At 51.2% G+C, this 19,366-nt stretch carries 15 protein-coding genes and 3 pseudogenes; 10 read left to right on the top strand and 8 right to left on the bottom strand.

The features are described 5' to 3' along the window. Window positions 1-67 precede the first annotated feature (67 nt). The 7 genes and pseudogenes from JMJ16_RS00095 to JMJ16_RS00065 form a co-directional block, all read right to left on the bottom strand. Window positions 68-703: a hypothetical protein gene (locus JMJ16_RS00095; protein WP_201377353.1), complete on the bottom strand. Its 636-nt coding sequence runs from the start codon at window positions 701-703 to the stop codon at window positions 68-70. 389 nt (window positions 704-1,092) lie between these two features. Continuing rightward, window positions 1,093-1,449 (bottom strand): annotated as a pseudogene (locus JMJ16_RS00090) (maturase); the annotation flags it as partial. Window positions 1,450-1,607: 158 nt separating this feature from the next. After that, window positions 1,608-2,933, bottom strand: coding sequence for a group II intron reverse transcriptase/maturase (locus tag JMJ16_RS00085; RefSeq protein ID WP_236601076.1), 1,326 nt, complete (start codon window positions 2,931-2,933; stop codon window positions 1,608-1,610). Window positions 2,934-3,011: 78 nt separating this feature from the next. Then, entirely contained in the window at window positions 3,012-4,817 is a 1,806-nt protein-coding gene (gene ltrA / locus JMJ16_RS00080; protein WP_201377350.1) for a group II intron reverse transcriptase/maturase, read from the bottom strand. 611 nt (window positions 4,818-5,428) lie between these two features. Then, window positions 5,429-5,974: a reverse transcriptase domain-containing protein gene (locus JMJ16_RS00075; protein ID WP_201377347.1), complete on the bottom strand. Its 546-nt coding sequence runs from the start codon at window positions 5,972-5,974 to the stop codon at window positions 5,429-5,431. A 166-nt stretch (window positions 5,975-6,140) separates the two neighbouring features. Next, entirely contained in the window at window positions 6,141-6,302 is a 162-nt protein-coding gene (locus JMJ16_RS00070) for a hypothetical protein (RefSeq protein WP_201377344.1), read from the bottom strand. 590 nt (window positions 6,303-6,892) lie between these two features. Next, window positions 6,893-7,210: pseudogene (locus JMJ16_RS00065) on the bottom strand (zinc ribbon domain-containing protein); the annotation flags it as partial. A gap of 73 nt (window positions 7,211-7,283) precedes the next feature. Here JMJ16_RS00065 and JMJ16_RS00055 point away from each other — a divergent pair. From JMJ16_RS00055 to JMJ16_RS00015, 9 genes are all read left to right on the top strand, one after another. Continuing rightward, a protein-coding gene (locus tag JMJ16_RS00055) for an IS3 family transposase (RefSeq protein ID WP_374228902.1) occupies window positions 7,284-8,424 on the top strand; the annotation gives its coding sequence in 2 pieces (ribosomal slippage) (window positions 7,284-7,571 and window positions 7,573-8,424; 1,140 coding nt in all). 128 nt (window positions 8,425-8,552) lie between these two features. Continuing rightward, window positions 8,553-9,062, top strand: a complete 510-nt coding sequence (locus tag JMJ16_RS00050) for a hypothetical protein (RefSeq protein ID WP_201377334.1) — start codon at window positions 8,553-8,555, stop codon at window positions 9,060-9,062. Window positions 9,063-9,197: 135 nt separating this feature from the next. Beyond that, window positions 9,198-9,683, top strand: coding sequence for a hypothetical protein (locus JMJ16_RS00045; RefSeq protein ID WP_201377331.1), 486 nt, complete (start codon window positions 9,198-9,200; stop codon window positions 9,681-9,683). Window positions 9,684-10,257: 574 nt separating this feature from the next. Further along, complete coding sequence (locus JMJ16_RS00040) at window positions 10,258-10,887, top strand: hypothetical protein (protein WP_201377328.1); 630 nt, start codon at window positions 10,258-10,260, stop codon at window positions 10,885-10,887. A 298-nt stretch (window positions 10,888-11,185) separates the two neighbouring features. Next, on the top strand, window positions 11,186-11,890 hold the full coding sequence (locus JMJ16_RS00035) for an ISL3 family transposase (RefSeq protein ID WP_201377326.1): 705 nt from the start codon (window positions 11,186-11,188) through the stop codon (window positions 11,888-11,890). A 775-nt stretch (window positions 11,891-12,665) separates the two neighbouring features. Further along, on the top strand, window positions 12,666-13,439 hold the full coding sequence (locus JMJ16_RS00030; protein WP_374228971.1) for a transposase: 774 nt from the start codon (window positions 12,666-12,668) through the stop codon (window positions 13,437-13,439). A gap of 664 nt (window positions 13,440-14,103) precedes the next feature. Next, on the top strand, window positions 14,104-14,352 hold the full coding sequence (locus JMJ16_RS00025) for a hypothetical protein (protein WP_201377312.1): 249 nt from the start codon (window positions 14,104-14,106) through the stop codon (window positions 14,350-14,352). A 5-nt stretch (window positions 14,353-14,357) separates the two neighbouring features. After that, a complete protein-coding gene (locus JMJ16_RS00020; protein ID WP_201377310.1) occupies window positions 14,358-15,245 on the top strand; it encodes a VCBS repeat-containing protein in 888 nt (295 codons plus the stop codon). Between the two features lie 602 nt (window positions 15,246-15,847). After that, complete coding sequence (locus tag JMJ16_RS00015; RefSeq protein ID WP_201377307.1) at window positions 15,848-17,272, top strand: IS110 family transposase; 1,425 nt, start codon at window positions 15,848-15,850, stop codon at window positions 17,270-17,272. A gap of 419 nt (window positions 17,273-17,691) precedes the next feature. On the opposite strand, the pseudogene JMJ16_RS00010 reads toward JMJ16_RS00015, so the two are convergent. Next, window positions 17,692-18,561: pseudogene (locus tag JMJ16_RS00010) on the bottom strand (RNA-guided endonuclease InsQ/TnpB family protein); the annotation flags it as partial. A gap of 210 nt (window positions 18,562-18,771) precedes the next feature. Between JMJ16_RS00010 and JMJ16_RS00005 the strand changes: the two are divergent. Beyond that, a complete protein-coding gene (locus JMJ16_RS00005) occupies window positions 18,772-19,272 on the top strand; it encodes a hypothetical protein (protein WP_201377304.1) in 501 nt (166 codons plus the stop codon). The last annotated feature ends 94 nt before the right edge of the window (window positions 19,273-19,366 follow it).

Below are 19,366 nucleotides of genomic sequence, written 5' to 3'. Positions count from 1 at the left end.
CTCCTGATGCCCCACGATGAGCTTGCGTGGGGCATCGAGAAACAAGCGGCGAGAGGCCAGTTTCGCGTCACACCTGCATGCTGCTTTGTGCGTTGGCCGGCGAGGCAACCTGAGCCCCTACACGCTGCTTTGAGATGAGCATATAGCCAAACCACGCAAGCGCAATGAAGGTCAGCGCTGTGGTGATGCTGTTAATATAGGGGAGCGAGACAAAACTCGCGGCAAAGCTCGAAACTGCGGCGACGAGGAGCAAAATGGTCGCTGCACGTGAAAGGATGCCTGCGCGTAGCGTCGCGACTCCAAAGAGAAGTGCACCGATCAGGTTCAGGAGCCCTGCCAAGGGAAAGAAGAGGTTCAGAGCCGCAGGTCCATCCGCCAACTTGGGAGCATTCTGAGTCAGCCAGGGAAAAATGAAGGTGTACAGGGTACTCGTGCCAATACCGAGCAGAAGCGCTGATAAGAAGAACAGGATGAAGCCAACGAGTCCGATGACTCCAGCTTTGTGGGCCTGACGTGTGTATAGACCTGGGAGACCTAAGAGGAAGAACATTTCCCCTATCATAATGGCCAGGCCTGCGGGAATCCAGAGAGGACTGAGCAGGTTATCGTTAGAAAACCCCTGAATGAGAGTGCCGAGAGTGGCAAGCAATCCGCCAATGAGCAAGCCAATGCCGCTCAAACGATACAGTGTTGAAGATGACATAGTTCATACCTTTCTTGCAGGAACAGCCTGCGATTTCGATGTTTGCGACGGAGTGACTGCGAGGTATTTCTCTTCTACCCGATGTCACTGTACGCTTCAAGCATAGCGGACGAAGAGTCTCGTTGTGATGGGATGGGAGTCCCGATTCTATCGGGAAAAGATGTCCCGACTCCACCCAGGACAGGAGTCCCGATTGCCTGGGCATGGCAAAGAAGGGTGACAGGTTACAATACGTGTGTGAATGAGGCAAAGGATCAACCTTTTCAGGACGGCAGATCAAGGACGCTGACCTTGCTTTCAGCACCACCGAATGATTGCGGAGAGAGGCGCAGAGGCGTGCCTTTCTGAAACGACAGTTGTTTGCAGCAATCTCGTTGCGCACCCCGTGGGTAGTATGCTTCCAAGATGGAACGCAACACTTCTTGCAACAGTTTATCCTTCCAAGTGGGCAATCCTAGAGGTCTTTGACCTCCCTTTTTCTTCGGGATATGGACACGACGTACTGGCGTCCATCGGTGGCGTTCATGACGAACATCATCAATGAGCTTTTCGATTTTCGCCAGCGACATACCGTCTACGGTTTCGTCGGATGTGCCTTTGGTCATGGCCCCCTCATTTTTGTAGAGGCGACCATAAGCGCGAAGGTACAGGTCCGAGTTAAACAGCATGCGATAGACATCTTCTAGCGGCAGTCCTCGTGTGCCGCGTTCACGGATGATTGCTAAGACAGTTTCGGCGTCCCTCATCACGAGTACCTCTCTGTGCTTTCAATCTGAACTCCCTGCCGCCCTTGTCGGGTAAGAGGCCGGGTCTTGGTTATCCAAGAGCACCAACCCCTCCCCGCCGAACCGGACGTGCGCCGTTTCGACGCATCCGGCTCTCCAAGAGTCCCCTTGCTCGCTTCTCAGGTTGGGAGATATGCCATGTCCGACAGTTTAAGGCTATCGTACTTTCCTCGATGGATTTTTTTATGGCATGTCTTACAGACCGGGATCTGTTTTCGGTTGAGCATCCGCAGGACGCGGTTGAAGCCTGTTGCTTGCCGCTTGTCGGAGAGCTTCCGAATATGCCGGACATGGTGCATTTCAATCTGCGCTTTGTCCAGCGTGTCACCACAGATACAGCACGGTTTTGCGATATTTGAGCGTGATCTCATGTGCATCTCTGATTGGATGAGGTCAATATCGGCACGCTTTCTGTTTTGAAAAGCATCCCTGTTCTTGGCCCAATCGTGATTGAGATAAAAGGAGACCTTCTTTTTCTCTTTTCCCTCTTTGTCTTTGATGACGTGGGTGAGGGCTTTCCCAAAGCGTTTGAAGACTTTGGGCGTCGAGATTTTGAACTTTCGCCCCAAGGTCATGGACAGTGAGTATTGCAGAATATATTGGATTCGTTGCAGTTGGGCCCAGTTATCCACGAATCGATAGTAGTTCTGAATGCCGCGATTCACGCTGCTGCACAGAAGGATGATCTGATCCGTATCCAGATAGGCCCAACCTGATTTTGCAATGGGTTTCCCTTCTTTCGTGCAGAAGCCTCGGTCGCTTAATCGCTTGAGCAGCTTGGGCAGGGGAGCTTTCATGACGGTCTCCCATCCGGTAGAGCGACGTTTAAACTTCTTCCCCCATCTATTAGTGGTCAGGGTCAGTTTGGCTTCTGCCCCTGCTCCCAATTTCAGCCTTGTTCCCAAGAAGAGGGCTTCTTCGGTTCGGGCGTGGGTGATGTGCGTTTTTTCCTCACTGAGGGTAAGCTGAAGGGAGTTACTCAGGAAAGTTTTGATTTCCTGTTTTACCTGTTCAGCGAGCGCATGGCTTCCCCATATTCCGACGATCCAGTCATCTGCATATCTCAGGTATTTGATCCTGATGAAACCGGGATCATCTACCTGGAGGGTGGGGAGCCTTCGCATCTGTTGGCTGATGCATTGAAACTCCTTTGTCTTGGTTTCTCCGCGTTTGACCATGCGGCTCTTTTGCCAGGAGAGTCGCTGGTAGGTGATGTTGCGTTCCTTTCTTTTGCCCTTTTCATGCTTTGCTCGAAGTTCTTCAACAAACTCGTCGAGTTCGTGAAGGTAGGCGTTCGCTAGAATCGGGCTGAGAATGCCGCCTTGAGGGGAACCGATCAGGCTCTCCTTTTTCCTTCCATGTAGGTCCATGTATCCGGCGTTGAGCAACTTCCAGATGAGATTCAAGAATCGTTCATCGCGGATTTTTTTGCGGAGTGTCTTCACTAAGACTGCATGACTTAGGTGGAGTCAAGGTGGAGCGCCTGGCCCACTTTCATGAGTAGGTTTCTCCACCGTGCTCCCTCAAACTGAGCGGACCCCTTTCGGAGTACTCAGCTTTCCCTGTTGACTCTTACTTTGTTGCTGTTGATGAGTTCGTGCCAGATGACAGGTGTGGCACAATCCCACTTTGGTTGCTGCATATCCAGACTGACTCGCATTGACTTTCTTGCTGAGGGCACTTCGATGGTGAACTTCTGTGATGGTTGCTCTGCATTGAGCACACCGTCCTTGTTGGTCCGCTTTGATTTCCGCTCGTTGCCAGGGACTTCGACCAACCGAGGCTGAGTAGTTCATCCAAGGATGCTTTCGTGTGTCCACATCAACCTGATCGCATTTGAGCTTGTAGAGCGATTTCCGACCGGTTGAGCGAACCAGCGAGATTTGTCGTCCTGTGAGCGGCGAGGTGTAGACCAGCGTTTTCTTGCCTTTGACCGTCCCGTAGTAGTGCCGCATCACTTTCTTTGCTCCTCGTTGCTTCTTTCGCTTGTTCAGATAGCGAACGAGGCACCAGAAGGCGTGGTGCAGAACTCTGGCAATGACACGATGGGGATTGGTGGCGTAGCAATAGTAGTTCATCCACCCCTTCAAGACAAGGTTGACGGAGTCGATCATATCCCCTGGGTCGATGAAGTTTTGACGGGTCAGTTTCGCGACTGTGTGCTTGACTCGTTCCTCAGTGTCATGAGGAATGATGAGTCTGGGGGCACGTCTGGCTCCATTGTCATGAGATTTGATCCCTCGCAGTTCAAAACCCAGAAAGCTCACCCTGTCCGTCCAGTGAGTAATCAGCGTTTTCTCTGGGCTTAACGTGAGCTTGAGCGTGGTCTTGAGCCACTCGGCAATCTGTGCTTTCACGGCTCTGGCTTCGTCTTTGGAGTGCTCATACAGCAAAATTACCCAGTCATCGGCATACCGAATGAACGTCAGCCGCTTGGCTGGCTTCCTGCTAGGGGTTCGTTTCCGCTCCTCTTGCAGGCAGTGAAGTTGTCGAAGCATCGTTGCTCGTTTTTCTTGATCGGTCTCTCGTGCGATGCGATGACTGAGGCGGTTAATCTTCAGATTCACCCGGTTGTAGGCAGGATTTTTGGCGGCATGTCCTCGCTCTGAGGGTCGATTGGCTCCCCACGTTTCTTCCATATACTGGTCGAATTCGTGGAGCATCACATTGGACAGCAATGGTGAGAGCACTGAACCTTGAGGGGCTCCACTCCACGTTTCGTGCCAATGCCAGTTTTCCAGGTATCCTGCTTTCAAAAATTTGTGGATGAGATCGAGAAGACGTTCGTCGGCGATCTTCTTGCGAAGGAAGGTCAGGAGGACTCCATGATCCATCGTGTCGAAGTAGCTTTTCAGATCCCCTTCGATCGTCCAGGTCGGGGTCCCACTTCGCAGGTAGGCACGAAGAGCCGTCTGGCAACTTCGCTCTGGTCGGAACCCATGAGAACAGTCTCGGAAGACACATTCGTAAATGGGTTCGAGAACGAGCTTAATAGCGCTCTGCACGACTTTATCTTCAGCCGAGGGGAGTCCGAGAGGACGCAACTTCCCGGTACGCTTGGGGATGTATATTCGCCTCACTGGAGTCGGTTGATACGTTCCATTGCGTAATTTCTCAGCGAGTTGCTCAATCTGGTTCCGGTCGAGATCTTCCCCTCGTATTCCGTCCGGGCCTGGGGTGTTAAAGCCTTTGTTGGCACGGATGGCATCGAGAGCTTTCATGAGCCATTCCGGTTGACAGATGAGTCGATAGAGTCTGCGAAAGCGTTTGTCTGGATCGCTTGCAGCAAGTTTCGCAAGGTGTGTTTGTTCCTGTTTGACGTTGTTCAAGGGTCTAGTTCCCTCGTCTTTTGGTACTAAAACACTGTCAACGCTACCGCCCTTCCCCGTGTTCGCGGCTCTCCCGCGCTCAGAGTACTACGGCGGTTCCGCCCCATATGTCCTCTTCGGTGTCCTCACCACCTATCCTTCAAAAAAAAAAAACCTTTGAAGGAGTGAGCGGCATATGGTTCTCCGGTAGCGCCAGATCACTTTACCCACTGACTGTAGGTAGGACAACCACATGCGTAGCCTTTGCTACGCTGAGATCATTCCTGCTTTGGTGATGATGAAGCCTCTACAGCACTCGCAGAGCGAGGGAACAGCTACGACCAACAAGTAGCCTGTTCGTCTGATCTCATCGGCCCTTCAGTCGTCCTGAGCCGGGTGTGCTATTTTAGTGGCTCTATCCTTCGCAGATTCGACCTGCTTACCGTAGTCAGTTCTCCTCGCAGCACATGCCTCTTGGTACGACGACTTCCCGCACATGCGCCGCATGTCCCTCTCCGGGCTAACCGGTACGCACAGCGCTTATCTGCTTCGTCATCTGCGCCCCCTGCCGAGTGAGATCGACAGGGCGGGAGAGGTTAGGAACGGGCAGCTTCATCCTGTCCGTAGGCTGTTCACAGCCTGGTCATCTGGCACCCGAACGGACGCCCCTCATCAAAGCAGGCATGGATGTCTCCCTCGATGAGCCAATTGACTGCTGACCATTTCCCTCGAAATTCGCGTAATACTGTGTGGCAACTGTAGTTAGGTCTGAATCCATGACTCGTTTCACGGAAGTAGGAACCGTAAGGACTGTCATAGATGGCTTCTAGAATGAGGCGCATAGCCTCCTGAACCACTTTATCCCTCACACAAGGAATGCCGAGCTTCCTCATCTTGCCGTTGGCCTTCGGGATGAAGGTTGTCCGTACTGGCTTGAAACGAAACTGCTCAGTTCGCATTTCTTCAATGATGGTTTGAATGGCTTCCATTGAGAAACCATCGAGCGTTTCCCCATCGGTTCCTGGGGTCATGTTTCCAGGTTTCGATTTGATGCGCTCGTAGGCCAGGATGTACAAGTCCGCCTTGTACAGTAGCCGATAGAGATCATCATTGATCCATTGTCTGTTCCTGTTAGCTTTACGTAGGTATTCCAGTCGCTCTGAGATCGTTTGACCCATCCAGGTCAACCTCCTGTAACTAGAATGGACTCTCTGTTGCCCTTCCCCGTGTCTCATCCATTACGATGAGCTTTTGAGTACTGCGGCAACTCCGTCACCCTATCCCTCGCGGGACGTAGGTGATCCCCTGGTTACGCAAGAAACGCGGTGTGTACGTAGGCCCCCGTTACGTCGTTTCCCACTCCCTGTGGGTTAGCTCTGGTGGGAGTTCTGTACAGACACGGCGAATCTCTGTACAGCACCAGACACAGGCATCGATCCCTTTTTCGCCTGTGAGCCGACTCAGTGAACCACCATAACTAGGGTTGAGGCAATCAGCCTTGACCATATACACCCTTCCTGACCGACCTCTGGCCTGTGGGATTCAGGCTTCACCGGCCTTTTTGCACCATGCTATTGTTCCCTCGCCCTTTCGGGTCCAGGTGAGGTGCCGGGTTAACAACATTACTCCAGTTGTCCCGCTCTCCAGCGAGAACGTCTCTTGCGCCTCTCAAGGCGCACCGCCATGTGATCGGCGTTACCGTCTCAGACTACTATGGCGGCTCCGTTATCATAGACCTCTCGATCCTTAGACAATCCCACGTTCCGTTGACAATCTACGTGTCGAGCATCCCTTAGGTAGTTCACTCATCCCTTGAGCGTGCCCCGTTGGCAGCTCTGCCATTTCCAGAGGTGCATCTATCGACGAAGAAAACAGATGCAGTGAATGGTATCGGTTACAGACGCTTTCCGATAGGTCGGCTCCCAGACCCAATTGGGATTAAACTTCGGGCAGTATAGCTCTTACCATAGGATGCAGGTCTTGCCGCGCTTCTCTCTGTTGTGTCTCAGAAAGTTACGGCGTTACCAACATGCTCTTGTTCCCTTTGTCTTTCGACGCCAGGTAAGTTGGTTGACCTTAGAAACCTCCTCTGAGTTTCATATACTGACTGTATCAGTGATAGATTGCCACGTGACATGGCGCAGATCGTCTGAGCCAATACCGCTGACGACTTGATCAATGAGCCCGATCAAGCGAAGGGCTTCCGCCAGAATGTTGAGGCCAGCGTTGTGATCACGATCTTGTGGAAACTGATAATAGGCACAGGTGGGGTTTTGACAAAGAAAGAGGCGATCAGACAACTTCATGCTTTCCCATTTCCACCCACAACTATGGCAGGTCTTGCTTGAGGGAAAGAAGCGCCCCACCTTCATGACCTGTCCGCCACGTTGCTGCACCTTGCTCGTCAAAAGGTGTCGTTTGCCAGAATATAATGATCCTACGATTTCGGACAAAAAATTACCTGGTTTGTAAGGTGTAAACAAAGCTATGCAGAAGAAAAATCGGAAGCAGTATAGTGCGGAGTTCAAGGCAAAAGTAGTCAGGGAGATACTCAAGGAAGAAAAGACGGTTGGGCAACTGGCCGCTGAATACGGGGTGCATAGTAATATGCTCTATCGCTGGCGAGATCAAGCATTAGCCAGTTTGCCCAGCCTTTTCAACGACCAGGTAGCCCAGGAATTAGCCCAGAAAGAGACCCAATGGCAGCAAGAACGAGAGGCTTTATATGCCGAGATTGGTCGCTTAACCACACAGATGACGTGGCTGGAAAAAAAATCTCGTGGCATGTCTAAGTAGGGAAGAACGGCGCAAGCTGGTGGAATGGGACAATGGGGAATTGCCGATCAGCACCCAGGCTCAGCTCTTAGGTCTCAACCGTTCAGGGCTCTACTACCAGCCAGTTCCCCCTTCAGCGGAAGAAGTGGCGCTCAAGCACCGTATCGACGAGATTTACACGGCGCATCCGTATTATGGCTACCGACGCATCGCCGCCCAGTTACATCGCGAGTCTATAGCGATCAACCAGAAAACAGTCGCTCGGTATATGCAAGAAATGGGATTGGCGGCGCTGTATCCAGGCCCAAACCTGAGCAAGCGTGAGCACCAGATGGCGATTTATCCCTATTTGTTGACAAACATCACGGCGAGCGCGCCGAACCATATCTGGGGCATCGACATCACCTACATCCGCTTGCGAGGCGGCTGGATGTATTTGGTCGCGATCCTGGATTGGTACTCGCGTTATGTGGTGACTTGGGAATTGGATCAAACCATGCAGATCACCTTCGTCCTTGGAGCGATGCAACGCGCGCTGGCACACGCCAGGCCACAGATTTGTAATAGCGATCAAGGAAGTCAGTTTACCAGCCCACAATATACTCAACTCCTGCTCTCTCATGATGTGCGGATCAGCATGGATAGCAAAGGTCGTGCTCTCGATAACGTGTTTACCGAGCGCTTGTGGCGAACCCTCAAGTATGAGGAAGTATATTTGAAAGATTACGTCAGTCCTCGCGAAGCGCGCCGGGAGCTGACGGAGTATCTCTGCTTTTACAACGAGAGCAGGCTTCATCAAGCCCTCAACTATCGAACCCCGGCAGAGGTCTACTTTGCTGAAAGAACCCAATGAGAAGTTCTCTGAAGAGGTGTTGCTCCTGTCAAGAGGCCGCAAGATCTCTTCAAGTCCCAATGCTATACTGTGGAGACCAGGACAACGACCATTCTGCTTCGTTGTTTTTGAAAAGAGGAACAGGTATTATGTCTACCTTTACAGACTCGGGACAGACGCTTGAGGACTTTGCTGAAACCATAGATGTCTGCTGCCCCAAGTGCCACAAGCGTGCTCAAGTCAGGCGAATTTCTCTCGATGAGGAAATGCTTCTTGTCGATGACACCAGTCGTGATGGCTCGTGGCATTTGAGGCGTAGCTTCAGCCCTAGGAAGATAAGTTGCCTCCATTGCAGCTATACCCGGATCTGGGAAGGAAAGGCTCGAGGCGCACGTGGTCAATATGATTGGTATTTTGGGCTCCCATTGTGGTTGCAAACTCCCTGCTGTGGGGAAATACTCTGGGCCTTCAATGAAGAACACTTGAGTTTTTTAGAGCGATACATCACGGCCAAACAACGTCTCAAGTTCTCAGCAGAAGGTCAAATCAGAAACGCAACAATGGCAAGTAGGCTCCCAAGCTGGATAAAGAGCGCGAAAAACCGGGACGAGGTATTAAAAGGAATTGCCAGGTTAAAAAAGTTATTGGAGAAGTCATAACCAGGCTGATTCCTGCCCAAAGCAATACTCTCGCAACAGAACTCGCATGTCGGGTTCGTCAAGAAGGGAGAGTATACCTTAGAGGGGGCCGACCTTGAAGATTGGATAAGGCACAGAAGGAGAGAAGAGAGGCGTATGGACAAAGGCCTGGGCTATACTGACAAAATGGGCCCGCGACTGCGAGCAGAAGTTGAAAGACAGCTCTTAAAAGATTTTCAGCGGTACTTTGAGGAACAGAGCGTTGATCTAGCAATAGACTGGTCTGATACTTGCCCTGAAGGGCATGCGACAGCATATCTCGATGGCTGGTTAGAGAACTGGTCAGATGTCTGGGTTGTCAACGCACAAGGGAAAAGGATTGCATGGGGCTGGATTGAGTTCATCCACGGAGGTGGAGATCATCCGCTCTTCGTCTTTTGGCATTACCTGCATTTTGGAGAAAATACCGAGGATGTAGTTCAAGTACGTGGGATTCCTCAACACATCTGGGATCGCCTTCCTGAGAGCTCGAAGGATTTGTGTCTCCAATCTGAGACCTATGATACAAAATGGGCGAATGATCCACTTGTGCTCCAATGGCGACAGCAGAGATCACAGCGACAAAAGAAGGAACCAAGCTGAAGTGAAGCCCAAAACAACGTAGACGACCAATGGACTTTAGAAAGGAGATTACACCTTAGCAATCATGATTTTGGTGTCTTGACAATCTGGGTCACTGTAGAATAAATTTCCGTATCTATGCCATAACTTTTCGCGGCATCAACAAAATTGTGATGCAAAACGGGCGCACTCTGCCATATAATTTTTCTTTGCAGCAACCCAAGCGTTTTCTTGTCCATCAGGATCGTACAAACGGCCCTTTTCGCTGACTCACGAAAAGTTATAAGGCAGAAATGCCGTCTTCTGACATGGGGTGGAGTTAAGGTTGCTACCACCAGCCGCAAAGTAGTTTGTGGCAAGTCAACTTGAAAGTGCCTATTTCTGAGAGAGTTGGGCCTCTGAGTATTAATGGATACTGTTCCTTAGAGGCCTATTGAAGACGAGGAAACCATACTCGGGTGATATGAATGACTTCTCAATGATATTTAGCATGAAGAAGGATGAAAATCAAATTCCTTGTCTTGTTACATAAAATTGAGTATACTCACTCATGTTGTGCTTTTGTAAATTATGCATGATTGGTAAGGATACCACTGTGATAAAAAAGTTTATGAATGGCCTTTCCCACCCATGGCTCATCGGCATCGCGACGCTCTGCACCATCGTTGCCATTATCTGGTCAGTATTTATCTGGTTTGTTCCCAGCCCTGCATTATTTGCTGGTTCGGCAACCACACCCACCCCTTCTGTGACGCAGAGTGTTGTACCAGGTTCAACTTTTTCTCCTTCCCCATCTCCCACATTCCCTCCTACACCGACCCTGTCCCCTACACCAACAAATCAAACCATTATCAAGAATATTCCTCTGGCCTGTCCATCTGAAGATGGCTGTGATAGTTATAACGCTCCTTTTGACACTACTCTTAACACAATCGTTGTTAACCAGACTACAGGTTCTATAACTTTCAATTATACGATCACATACAGAAGCACAACTCTGTGTGAAGACGAAGCTGCATATATCACTCTTGCGGACGAGAATGGTCAGGTAACATCGGCGAAGTCCGGGTCGATGTTTGAAGGCACTTCACTTTCACCAGGGCAAACGTTGCAGCAAAACGCTGTTATTCTGTTGATACCTGTCAAAGGCGCAACCTATACACTGCATACACAGATAGGATGTCATTTCTTTAGTGAATTACAGGCCATTTCATTATCTTTCTAGGCCTCTGAGGAACAACGGAACGGAAAGCCACGCTAAGCTATGAGAGCACTTCTCAGGCTTGCGCGAGATCGATGAACCATTCTTTTTCAACCGCTGCTCTATAGGAAGAATATGCTCTCCATGCCTCCTTTGCAGATAATACCGCCTCTTTGGCACGGCGCTTCGCCCTTAGCGTACTTTTCCGGGTTCTGACGCAAAGTTAGTGGTAACATCTTCAGCACTCATGCGTAAATAGAGTAGCCTTCTATGATGATGAGGAAGTGAGGAGGATTTTGTTATTCAAATCGAGCTAGATTTTTTGTTACCATCCTGCCCCGGCCTGAAATTGACTCAGCTTCATGTTCATGATCAACAACTCATGCTCATGGTGAGGAGCACAAGCCCAGTTGTTTGTTGCCCTGTCTGTCAGACTGCCTCGCGGCAGGTCCATTGCTATTACACACGTACTGTCACCGATCTCTGTTGGGCTGACTTCCAGGTCCAACTGAAATTACACGTGCGCCGCTTCGTTTGCTCCAATACGATGTGTGCCCGACGTACGTTTGCGGAACGGCTTGGAGATCCGATCAAAGCGTATGCTCATAAGACCAACCGCTACGCTTCTCGTTTGCAAACCATTGGTCTCCTGCTCGGAGGAAATGCCGGTGCACTCTTGGCAAAACGTATGGGATTGCCTGTGAGTTCTGATACGCTCCTGCGGCTTGTTCGAGCACTTGAGGTTCCCGAACGGGCAACGCCTCAGGTGCTTGGAATCGACGATTTTGCTCTGCGTAAAGGCCAAATCTACGGCACGATTCTCGTCGACCTTGAACAACGGCAGGTGGTTGATCTGTTACCGGATAGGGAAAAGGCGACCGTTACAGCCTGGCTCAAGGCCCATCCGGGAGTCGATGTCATTAGTCGTGACCGTGGAGGAACCTATGCCGAGGCAGCCCGAGAAGCGGCACCTCTTGCTACCCAGATTGCTGATCGATTTCACCTTTCTGTGCGCCGTCTAACGTAGTGCGATATCGCCGAACATCGGCCTAGAATTGAAGAGGGATTCTAGAGGTCATCTGATCTACCTGGCGTGGAAACACAAAGGGGAAAGCAGCATATCAGGAAAAGCGGTGACGGGCGAAAGCGTGTAGCTCGATGCGCCGCAAGACCTGCGGGCATGGTGAAAGGTGCATTCCTTGAAGCCTAGTTGCCAGTGGCGTAATGGAACGCCAGTCGCAGCGCGCTTGAAGCGATTCCTCCATCTATCTCGGTAATTGATGAGGACCGAGATACTCTTCGATGGGAAAGGGCGTTGAGCAATGAGCTCAATAAAGGCAGCAAACGGGACACCTACAACCCGCTGTATGTATCGCATGAACGGAATTCGGGATTCCCTACGGATCGAGAGGTCTATGGGAACGGAGCCACGATAGTACTCGTCGGAGTGACGCCCGACCAAGGAGCTGAGGAAAGCTCAGCACAGGGGAAAGCGTGGCAGGGAGTACAGGAGCCAAGAGGGTGTTGGCGCGTGATGCGCTCAAAAACATCCCACAGCGAACTGGAAACTAGAGAGCCGTGTACATCGAAAGGTGTCAGCACGGTTCGGAGAGGGACGGTCGGAAACGTGCTCAGTTTAGTAACGCGCTGGCCGTCTACTCTACCAGAACTTGGGAGAGACGCTCGAACGTATCCTGCGTCGAGAGTATCCGACCATCGAGCAGATCTTCGGTGGGACAGCTCAACGCCTGCAGCAACCTGATCGCTCACTTCCGCTGCAACGACACGAAGCAGACAAACACATGAGCCAGCAACGCAGAATGACCGTGTACGAGCGAGTCATCTCGCTTTCCCAGCAAGGGTACAACCAGGGTGATATTGCCACAGAACTTTGCATGAGCCGCAAGAAGGTGAGACAACTCCTGCAAGGACCGCCTCATCCACCTGTGTATAAATCTCGTCCCACGAAGCTTCTGCCATATATCCCTTACCTCACCCATCGTTTTACGGAAGAGGGATGTGATAATTCCTCACAGCTGTATCGAGAAATTCGGACACGTGGCTATGATGGCTGTTGTTCAGTGGTCACGAACTACGTCACGCAATTGCGTCAGCAGGCAGGCATGAAAGCGATGACAGGAAGGAAGCAAAGCAGACAACCCAAGCCACTGAAAGCCACGCTTCCAGCCCCAGGCCCATTGCGGTGGTGCTTCCTTCTTCCTGTCGAGCGCCTCAAGAAGAAGCAGCTGACACAACTCGAGAAGCTCTGTCAGGGTGCAACAAGATTTGCCGTCCTCTATCGCCTCGCGCAGGCGTTCGTTCATTTGCTTCATGAGCAGACTGATCGAGGACTGACGCCGTGGTTCAAGGAGGTTCAAAACAGTGGGATTGAAGAATTAATCAGCTTTGCGAAAGGGTTACAGCGCGATGAAGCGGCAGTGAGAGCAGGGTTGAGCTTGAAGTGGAGCCAGGGTTCTGTGGAGGGGAACGTCAATCGGCTCAAATTCATCAAACGAAGCATGTATGGACGTGCGAATTTTGATCTGCTTCGCACACGTGTCCTTTGTGCTGCTTGACCATCATGAAGAGACAGGTGTGTTGGATGGGTACCACTCGGCTGAAAGTGATTGTTATTGACGGGCTTACCACTAACTTTGCGTCAGAACCCTTTTCCGTTCCGTTGTTCCTCAGAGGCCAGTTGGAACGAATATTGTTGTAGAAAGCTCAAAAGCCAATTATTCAACCTATTGTCTGGGGAAAAATGGCGATTGTTCCGTTTCCATTTGACAATTCAGTACTTGCCCATCAAGACTATTTACTGAAAAGTCGGATAGAACCTGTCTACGTGAATAATGCCTGCTCCTCTGCCCTTTGTGACAGCCTATGTAGCGGAACCCCTGTAAGCTGCGTTTTTTGATCGCTTTATACTAAAAAAGTTCTCCCGAGATGTGTGAGACCTTTCAGCGCAACCCATAATTCCTGCAACTGACAGTCAACGCTGCCAAACGAATGCAGATATTCATTGGGCCAACAAGATATAAGTACATAATGTTGACCTCTCGGTATATTGCCACGGGAGAAGTTGAGAGCCATGTCGCCCAAGAACCACGGGAATTGGATTGCGAGAAAAACGGCCAACACGAGCATTGTCTTATCACCTGAACAAACGTGCAGAAAGGAGCATGTGATACGCCTCCCTATGAAGCAAGCCTAGAGAGGTTTGTACCACACATTGTACACATGAAGCAGCAGAAGCAGCAACAGCGGGTTGCCACAGCCCTATCGCTTAAGCCTCCCGTGCCCTACCAACTGGCATTGCCTCCCTACGCCATCGTGATTGGCGATTTTTCGAATCGAAACAGATACGACCTTGCCGTCACGAATGTAGGCAGTGGCGAATCGAATAGTGGCACGATCTCGATCCTGCAAAACCTTGGAAATGGCACCTTCCAGCTTCGAGACACCATCACTGTTGGGGTAAACCCCTGAGTATCGTGGCCGGCAGGTTTAACCGTCATAGTAACAACATCGATCTTATCGTCGCCAACAATGGGAACCAAGGGAATGATTGCTCGCTCTCGTACCTGAAGGGCAATGGAGATAGCACCTTCCAGGTGCAATACACCACCCCCCTTCCAGACAACTCCTCTCCCCTCGGATTGGTAGCAGGCGATTTCAACAACGATAATAAACTCGATATCGCCTTCGCCAACTATTGGAAGAACTCAATCTCGGTCCTGCTGGGCAATGGAGATGGCACCTTCCAGCCTCAACCAACGACCTGTCAGGTAGGACAACAACCCAGGGATATTGCGGTTGGCAAGTTTACCGGCCATGACTGGCTCGACCTTGCCGTCTCCAACGAGGGGAGTGGCCAGTTGAATAGTGGCTCGATCTCGGTCTTGCTAAACAATGGGAATGGCACTTTCCAGCCTCAACAGACGTATCAGGAGGTAGGAACGTTTACTCGAGACGCTGCGGTCGGCAATTTCACTAACCATGGTGGGGTCGACGACATCGCCGTCACGAGCTGGCAGGAGGGCACCGTCTCGGTCCTGCTAAACAAGAGAGATGGCACCGGCACCTTTAATCCTCAAACGACCTATCAGGTAGGAAAAAATCCTGTTGGCATAGCGGTCGGCCATTTCACCAACCATGACTGGCTCGACATCGCCGTCACGAACAGTGGGGATCCAACCATATCGATCCTGCCAAATAAAGAAGATGGCACTGGCACGTTCCAGCCTCAACAGCCCTATCAGGTGGGGCTGAATCCAGAGGGCATAGCCGCAAGCAATCTCAGGGGAGATGGCGATCTCGACGACATCGCCGTCGCCAACGAAGCTTCTAACAACGTCATGGTACTGTTGCAGGACCAGTAAGCAATGGTGGGGCTATGCGATCGACAGCGTGGCCCCGCTCTATTTCACTAGCCCAGTAGCCACTGTTTTAGGTTCACACCATTTTTGTCCCTATTTCCCTTCTTGCTAATAGAGGACGTTCAAGTTGACTTGCCACAAACTACTTTGCGGCTGGTGGTAGCAACCTTAACTCCACCCCGACATCGCTTCGGTTACGCCTTCAAAGCCCTGCACGAAAGATTATATGGCAGAAAATCGTGTGTTTTCGTTTGCGAGAGGACGGTCTCGGTCGAGAAAAATTGTTTCATGCTGCCTGGAAATTTTACATACGAGAGCTGAGAAGAGCAGAGTTTGAATCTTCAAATCATTTCCGAGCGTGCCTCGAGTGGAGAGGTACTGAGGATTAGCTCTCTTCAGAAAAGAACTCGCAGAACCTTAGAAGTTTTATGAGTAAACCTTTACCATATAATTGGGGGATGTGCGTGAAATCCTTCATACGCATTTGAATGGAGGCCAGTGCAACTTTTCGTATGTAACTGGGCAGGCCACATCCACGAGTTCTAACCTCTCCACTCCCATGCCAGTGTATCTAGTAGGGAAGCCGAGCGGGAAGAGATCATCCCATGGCGAACAGAAGAAAAGTACCTTCGAATCTGAGTGCCTTGCCCATGTTTCGACGAGAGTTCATCTACATTGGGGTGGATATCGGAAAATTCAAGCATGTCGCAGGCTTCATCTCGAAAACCCTGCTGGAACGTCATCAGCACTTCGAGCATTGCCCCGCCTTTGTTTTTGAACAATCACGAGAGGGTTTTCGAGCCCTTGTTGAGCGCATTCGTTCCTACTGCCCCTTAGAGCATTGCTTCATCGTGATGGAGCAAACTGGCCACTATCATCGTCCCTTGTTACAATATCTGCTCGAATTGGATATCCCCGTCTACGTGATGCATGTCCAGAATCGCCAGGGAGGAATGCTCAAAACTGATAAGCGAGATGCGCTCGGCCTGGCCAATCACCTGTACAATCAATTGGCATTGGGTGTCCAGGTAGAGAACAAATTGCAGGCGATCCGACGCGCCGTTCCTCCCTCAGAGGCTGCTGCGCAACTCAAAGGATTGATGCGCCATCGGTATGAGTTAGCCATTGAGGCCACGCAAAGAAAAAACAAGCTCACAGCCATCTGTGATGAGCTTTTCCCTGAGTTCACTCAGGTCTTTAAAAACCCAAATTTACCGACAGCCTTGGACCTGCGAGAAAAGTTTTCCACGCCACACGCTGTGGCAACGGCAACGCTGGTTGCATTACGTGACGTGAGGAAGAAGAATTATCCTTCTGAAGCACAACTGATTCTCCTCCAGCAGCTTGCTGCCCAAAGCATCGGGACCAAGAATCTCGCACGCCAACGAGGTCTTCTGCTCGAACAAGAGTTGCTCATTAAGGAAATGCGCCTCATTCAAGAACACATGGAGCGGCTAGACATGGAGATTGCCCAGGTCGTTGAGCATTCTCGAGAAGGACAAATTCTGCTCTCCATTCCTCCCATTTGCCCGATGTACGCCGCAGCCATCCTCGCAACGATTGGTCATATTGCCAATTTTGAAGACTCAGGTCACCTCAAGGCATACTTCGGATGGGCACCAAAGAGAGCACAAACAGGAGCTTCCTTTGACCGGGCCAGGCTGACGCAAGGAGGATCTCGTGAGATGAAGAAGGTGATGTATCTGGTCGCGTGGAATGCAGTGAAGAGCGAGACAGAGTGGGCCAGTTTGTACAAGCGCCTGGTCCCCCGGCTATGTACGTATGATGAGAGGACGCAAACCTACAAAGGCAGGGGGAAAGCCCTTGGCCATGTCATCGGGCGTTTGATTACCCTCATCTATGCCTTGCTCAAGCAAGATGATGAGATACTCAGCCATCTGTCTCCTGGGGCAGAGCCACCAGAGCCGATACTGTATGATCCAGACCTCCATAAACGACATCGAACAGGTCATTATCGTCCGATCCGCAAGGAACAGACAACGAACCGAATTGTCCAGGTCGAGCCGTAGGCTCATCAAGCATCCTCTGAGCTTGAGGCACGCATGGTAGCGCGACCAGCGTACTCATGCAAGCTGGAACGCGGAACAAGCGATGCCGCTAGACTAGACCCTTGCCTGAGGTGGGTAGACTCGAAGAGCGAGAGCGATGGGGCTATGGTCGTGCTCATCAATGCATTACCCATCGCTCTCGGCGCATAGCGCTCGATCCACCTCAGACATGGGCGGCATCGCCCGCGCTCCAGCTTGCCGCAGAAGTAAGATCTAGGGTAGAAAAAGATTTGCAGGTAATTGTTCCTCACTTCTCATACGCATTATATGGCAGAAATTCGGTGTCTCTTACTCCCCTTTTCTGGCTTCTCTGGCTAGTTTGTAAAGATTTGGTTGAAAAGATATTCGCCTGTCAAACCGCAGTTTTATTTGGCAATCAACAAAAGGTTCAAGAGTTTCCCAAGCGCGGCATCCGAGAACGAGCGGGACAATCGCCGATTCTTGAGGAGCCCGTGCAGGTGAAGGTCTTCAATGCCAATGATTCCATAACAGTTAGCTAGTCTGGTGGTCAGCTTGTGAAGCACATCGTCGCGCATGCACGCAATTTGGTAATGCAAACGTGCCACGTGTCTGCGCGCTTTCTCGCGGTTCTTTGACCCCGCTCTGCGGCGATGCAGTCGTTTGTTGGCCTGACGCAGCTTCTTGAGCGCCGTTTTGAGGAAGGCTTGGTTCTCGTATCCCTCCCCGGTACTCAAGGTGGCCAGTCGATTCAAGCCAACATCGATCCCTACGGCTGCTTTTCTTGGGTCTGGGAGTCGATCGGCGACTTCGACGGTAATACTGATGAACCACCAATCGGCGATGTTCGTGATGCGTGCGCCTGTCACCTTCCCTTTGAAGCGCAGGTTCTCTGCCATATTGACCCATCCGAGCTTGGGAATCCAGATATGGTGGTCCTTCAATTCCAGTTGATCGTTGGCCAGGTAAAAGCTTGGTTTGCTTCGCTTTTTGCTCTTGAAGCGAGGGCGACGGGCCTTGCCTTCAAAGAAGGCGGTAAACGCTTTCCCCAGGTCCAGAAATGGCTGATCAGAGGCGTTCTTCGTGACCTCCCACGTCCAAGGGAACTGTTCGCGCCTGATCGCGTTGAACTGCTTCTTGAGCTTGAGCGCGGTTGGTTTTTCCCCGGCTGCGTACTCTCGCTCCCATTCTGCAAGCGCCCAGTTCCAGACGAAGCGACTGGTTCCTGCGGCTCTGGCAAAATAGTTGGCTTGTTCCGGTGTGGGATGCAAGCGAATTTTATGTGCGCGAATCGTTGCCCATCACTTCTGAAATATGCTAACGCTTCTTCGCTCTGGGGTGTCAATGAAAGAAAAATGTCTTATCCTTGTGGTAAATAAGGCCAAGAGCGGTCAAGTTTTGAGGTCACGGGTGATCAATCAGCGCGAAGAGTGATCACCTGTACATTTGTCCCTGGGAAAAGCGCTCTCCATCTGGTATGCTTCCTCCAGGCACTGTAAATTGTGCCTGGGTATCATCAAGCTGATGGTGATGGTTTTGCTCGTACAGGAGGGACGCCATTAGGCGAGCCCGCTACAGAAGGCATTGATCTCTTCAAAATCGCGAACCGCTCCATTTCGGAGTGGGTTCCCAGCTTCAAGCTGAGCAGCGCGGCGGCACCGGTCAAGCTCCCATTCTGTAGCCAGCTCGAAGAACGATTACTTTTGTGGCTTGAGTACCATCCTCTAGTGGTCAGCTATGCACGTGGCGATATTGGCCCGCAGTTTGCCGCAGCCTATCGGCTGCCGATCCCCAAGCACGCGCCGTTCGCCATTGGCTACGCGTTCGAGGGGAAACCACACGAGTATCTGCCCAATGTGGTAGGCCGTCTTTCGGACGGAACGCCATTCATTGCCGAGGCGGGCATGGAAGACGATAAACGCAGTGATCGCAACCTTGCCAAAGCCGAGGCTGCTCGCCGTTTGTCACCAGTCGTCCCTCTTTTAAATAAAGGAAACGTATGAACTGTCGTGTAGATAAGGAGAGTCACCATAATGCCAGACGATGTATTTGCCGAGCCTAAACTTGCCGAACTCTATGACCTCTTCGAGGGATTGG

The organism is Ktedonobacter sp. SOSP1-52 (genome assembly GCF_016587395.1).
This window is presented reverse-complemented; position numbering and strand designations above follow the sequence as displayed.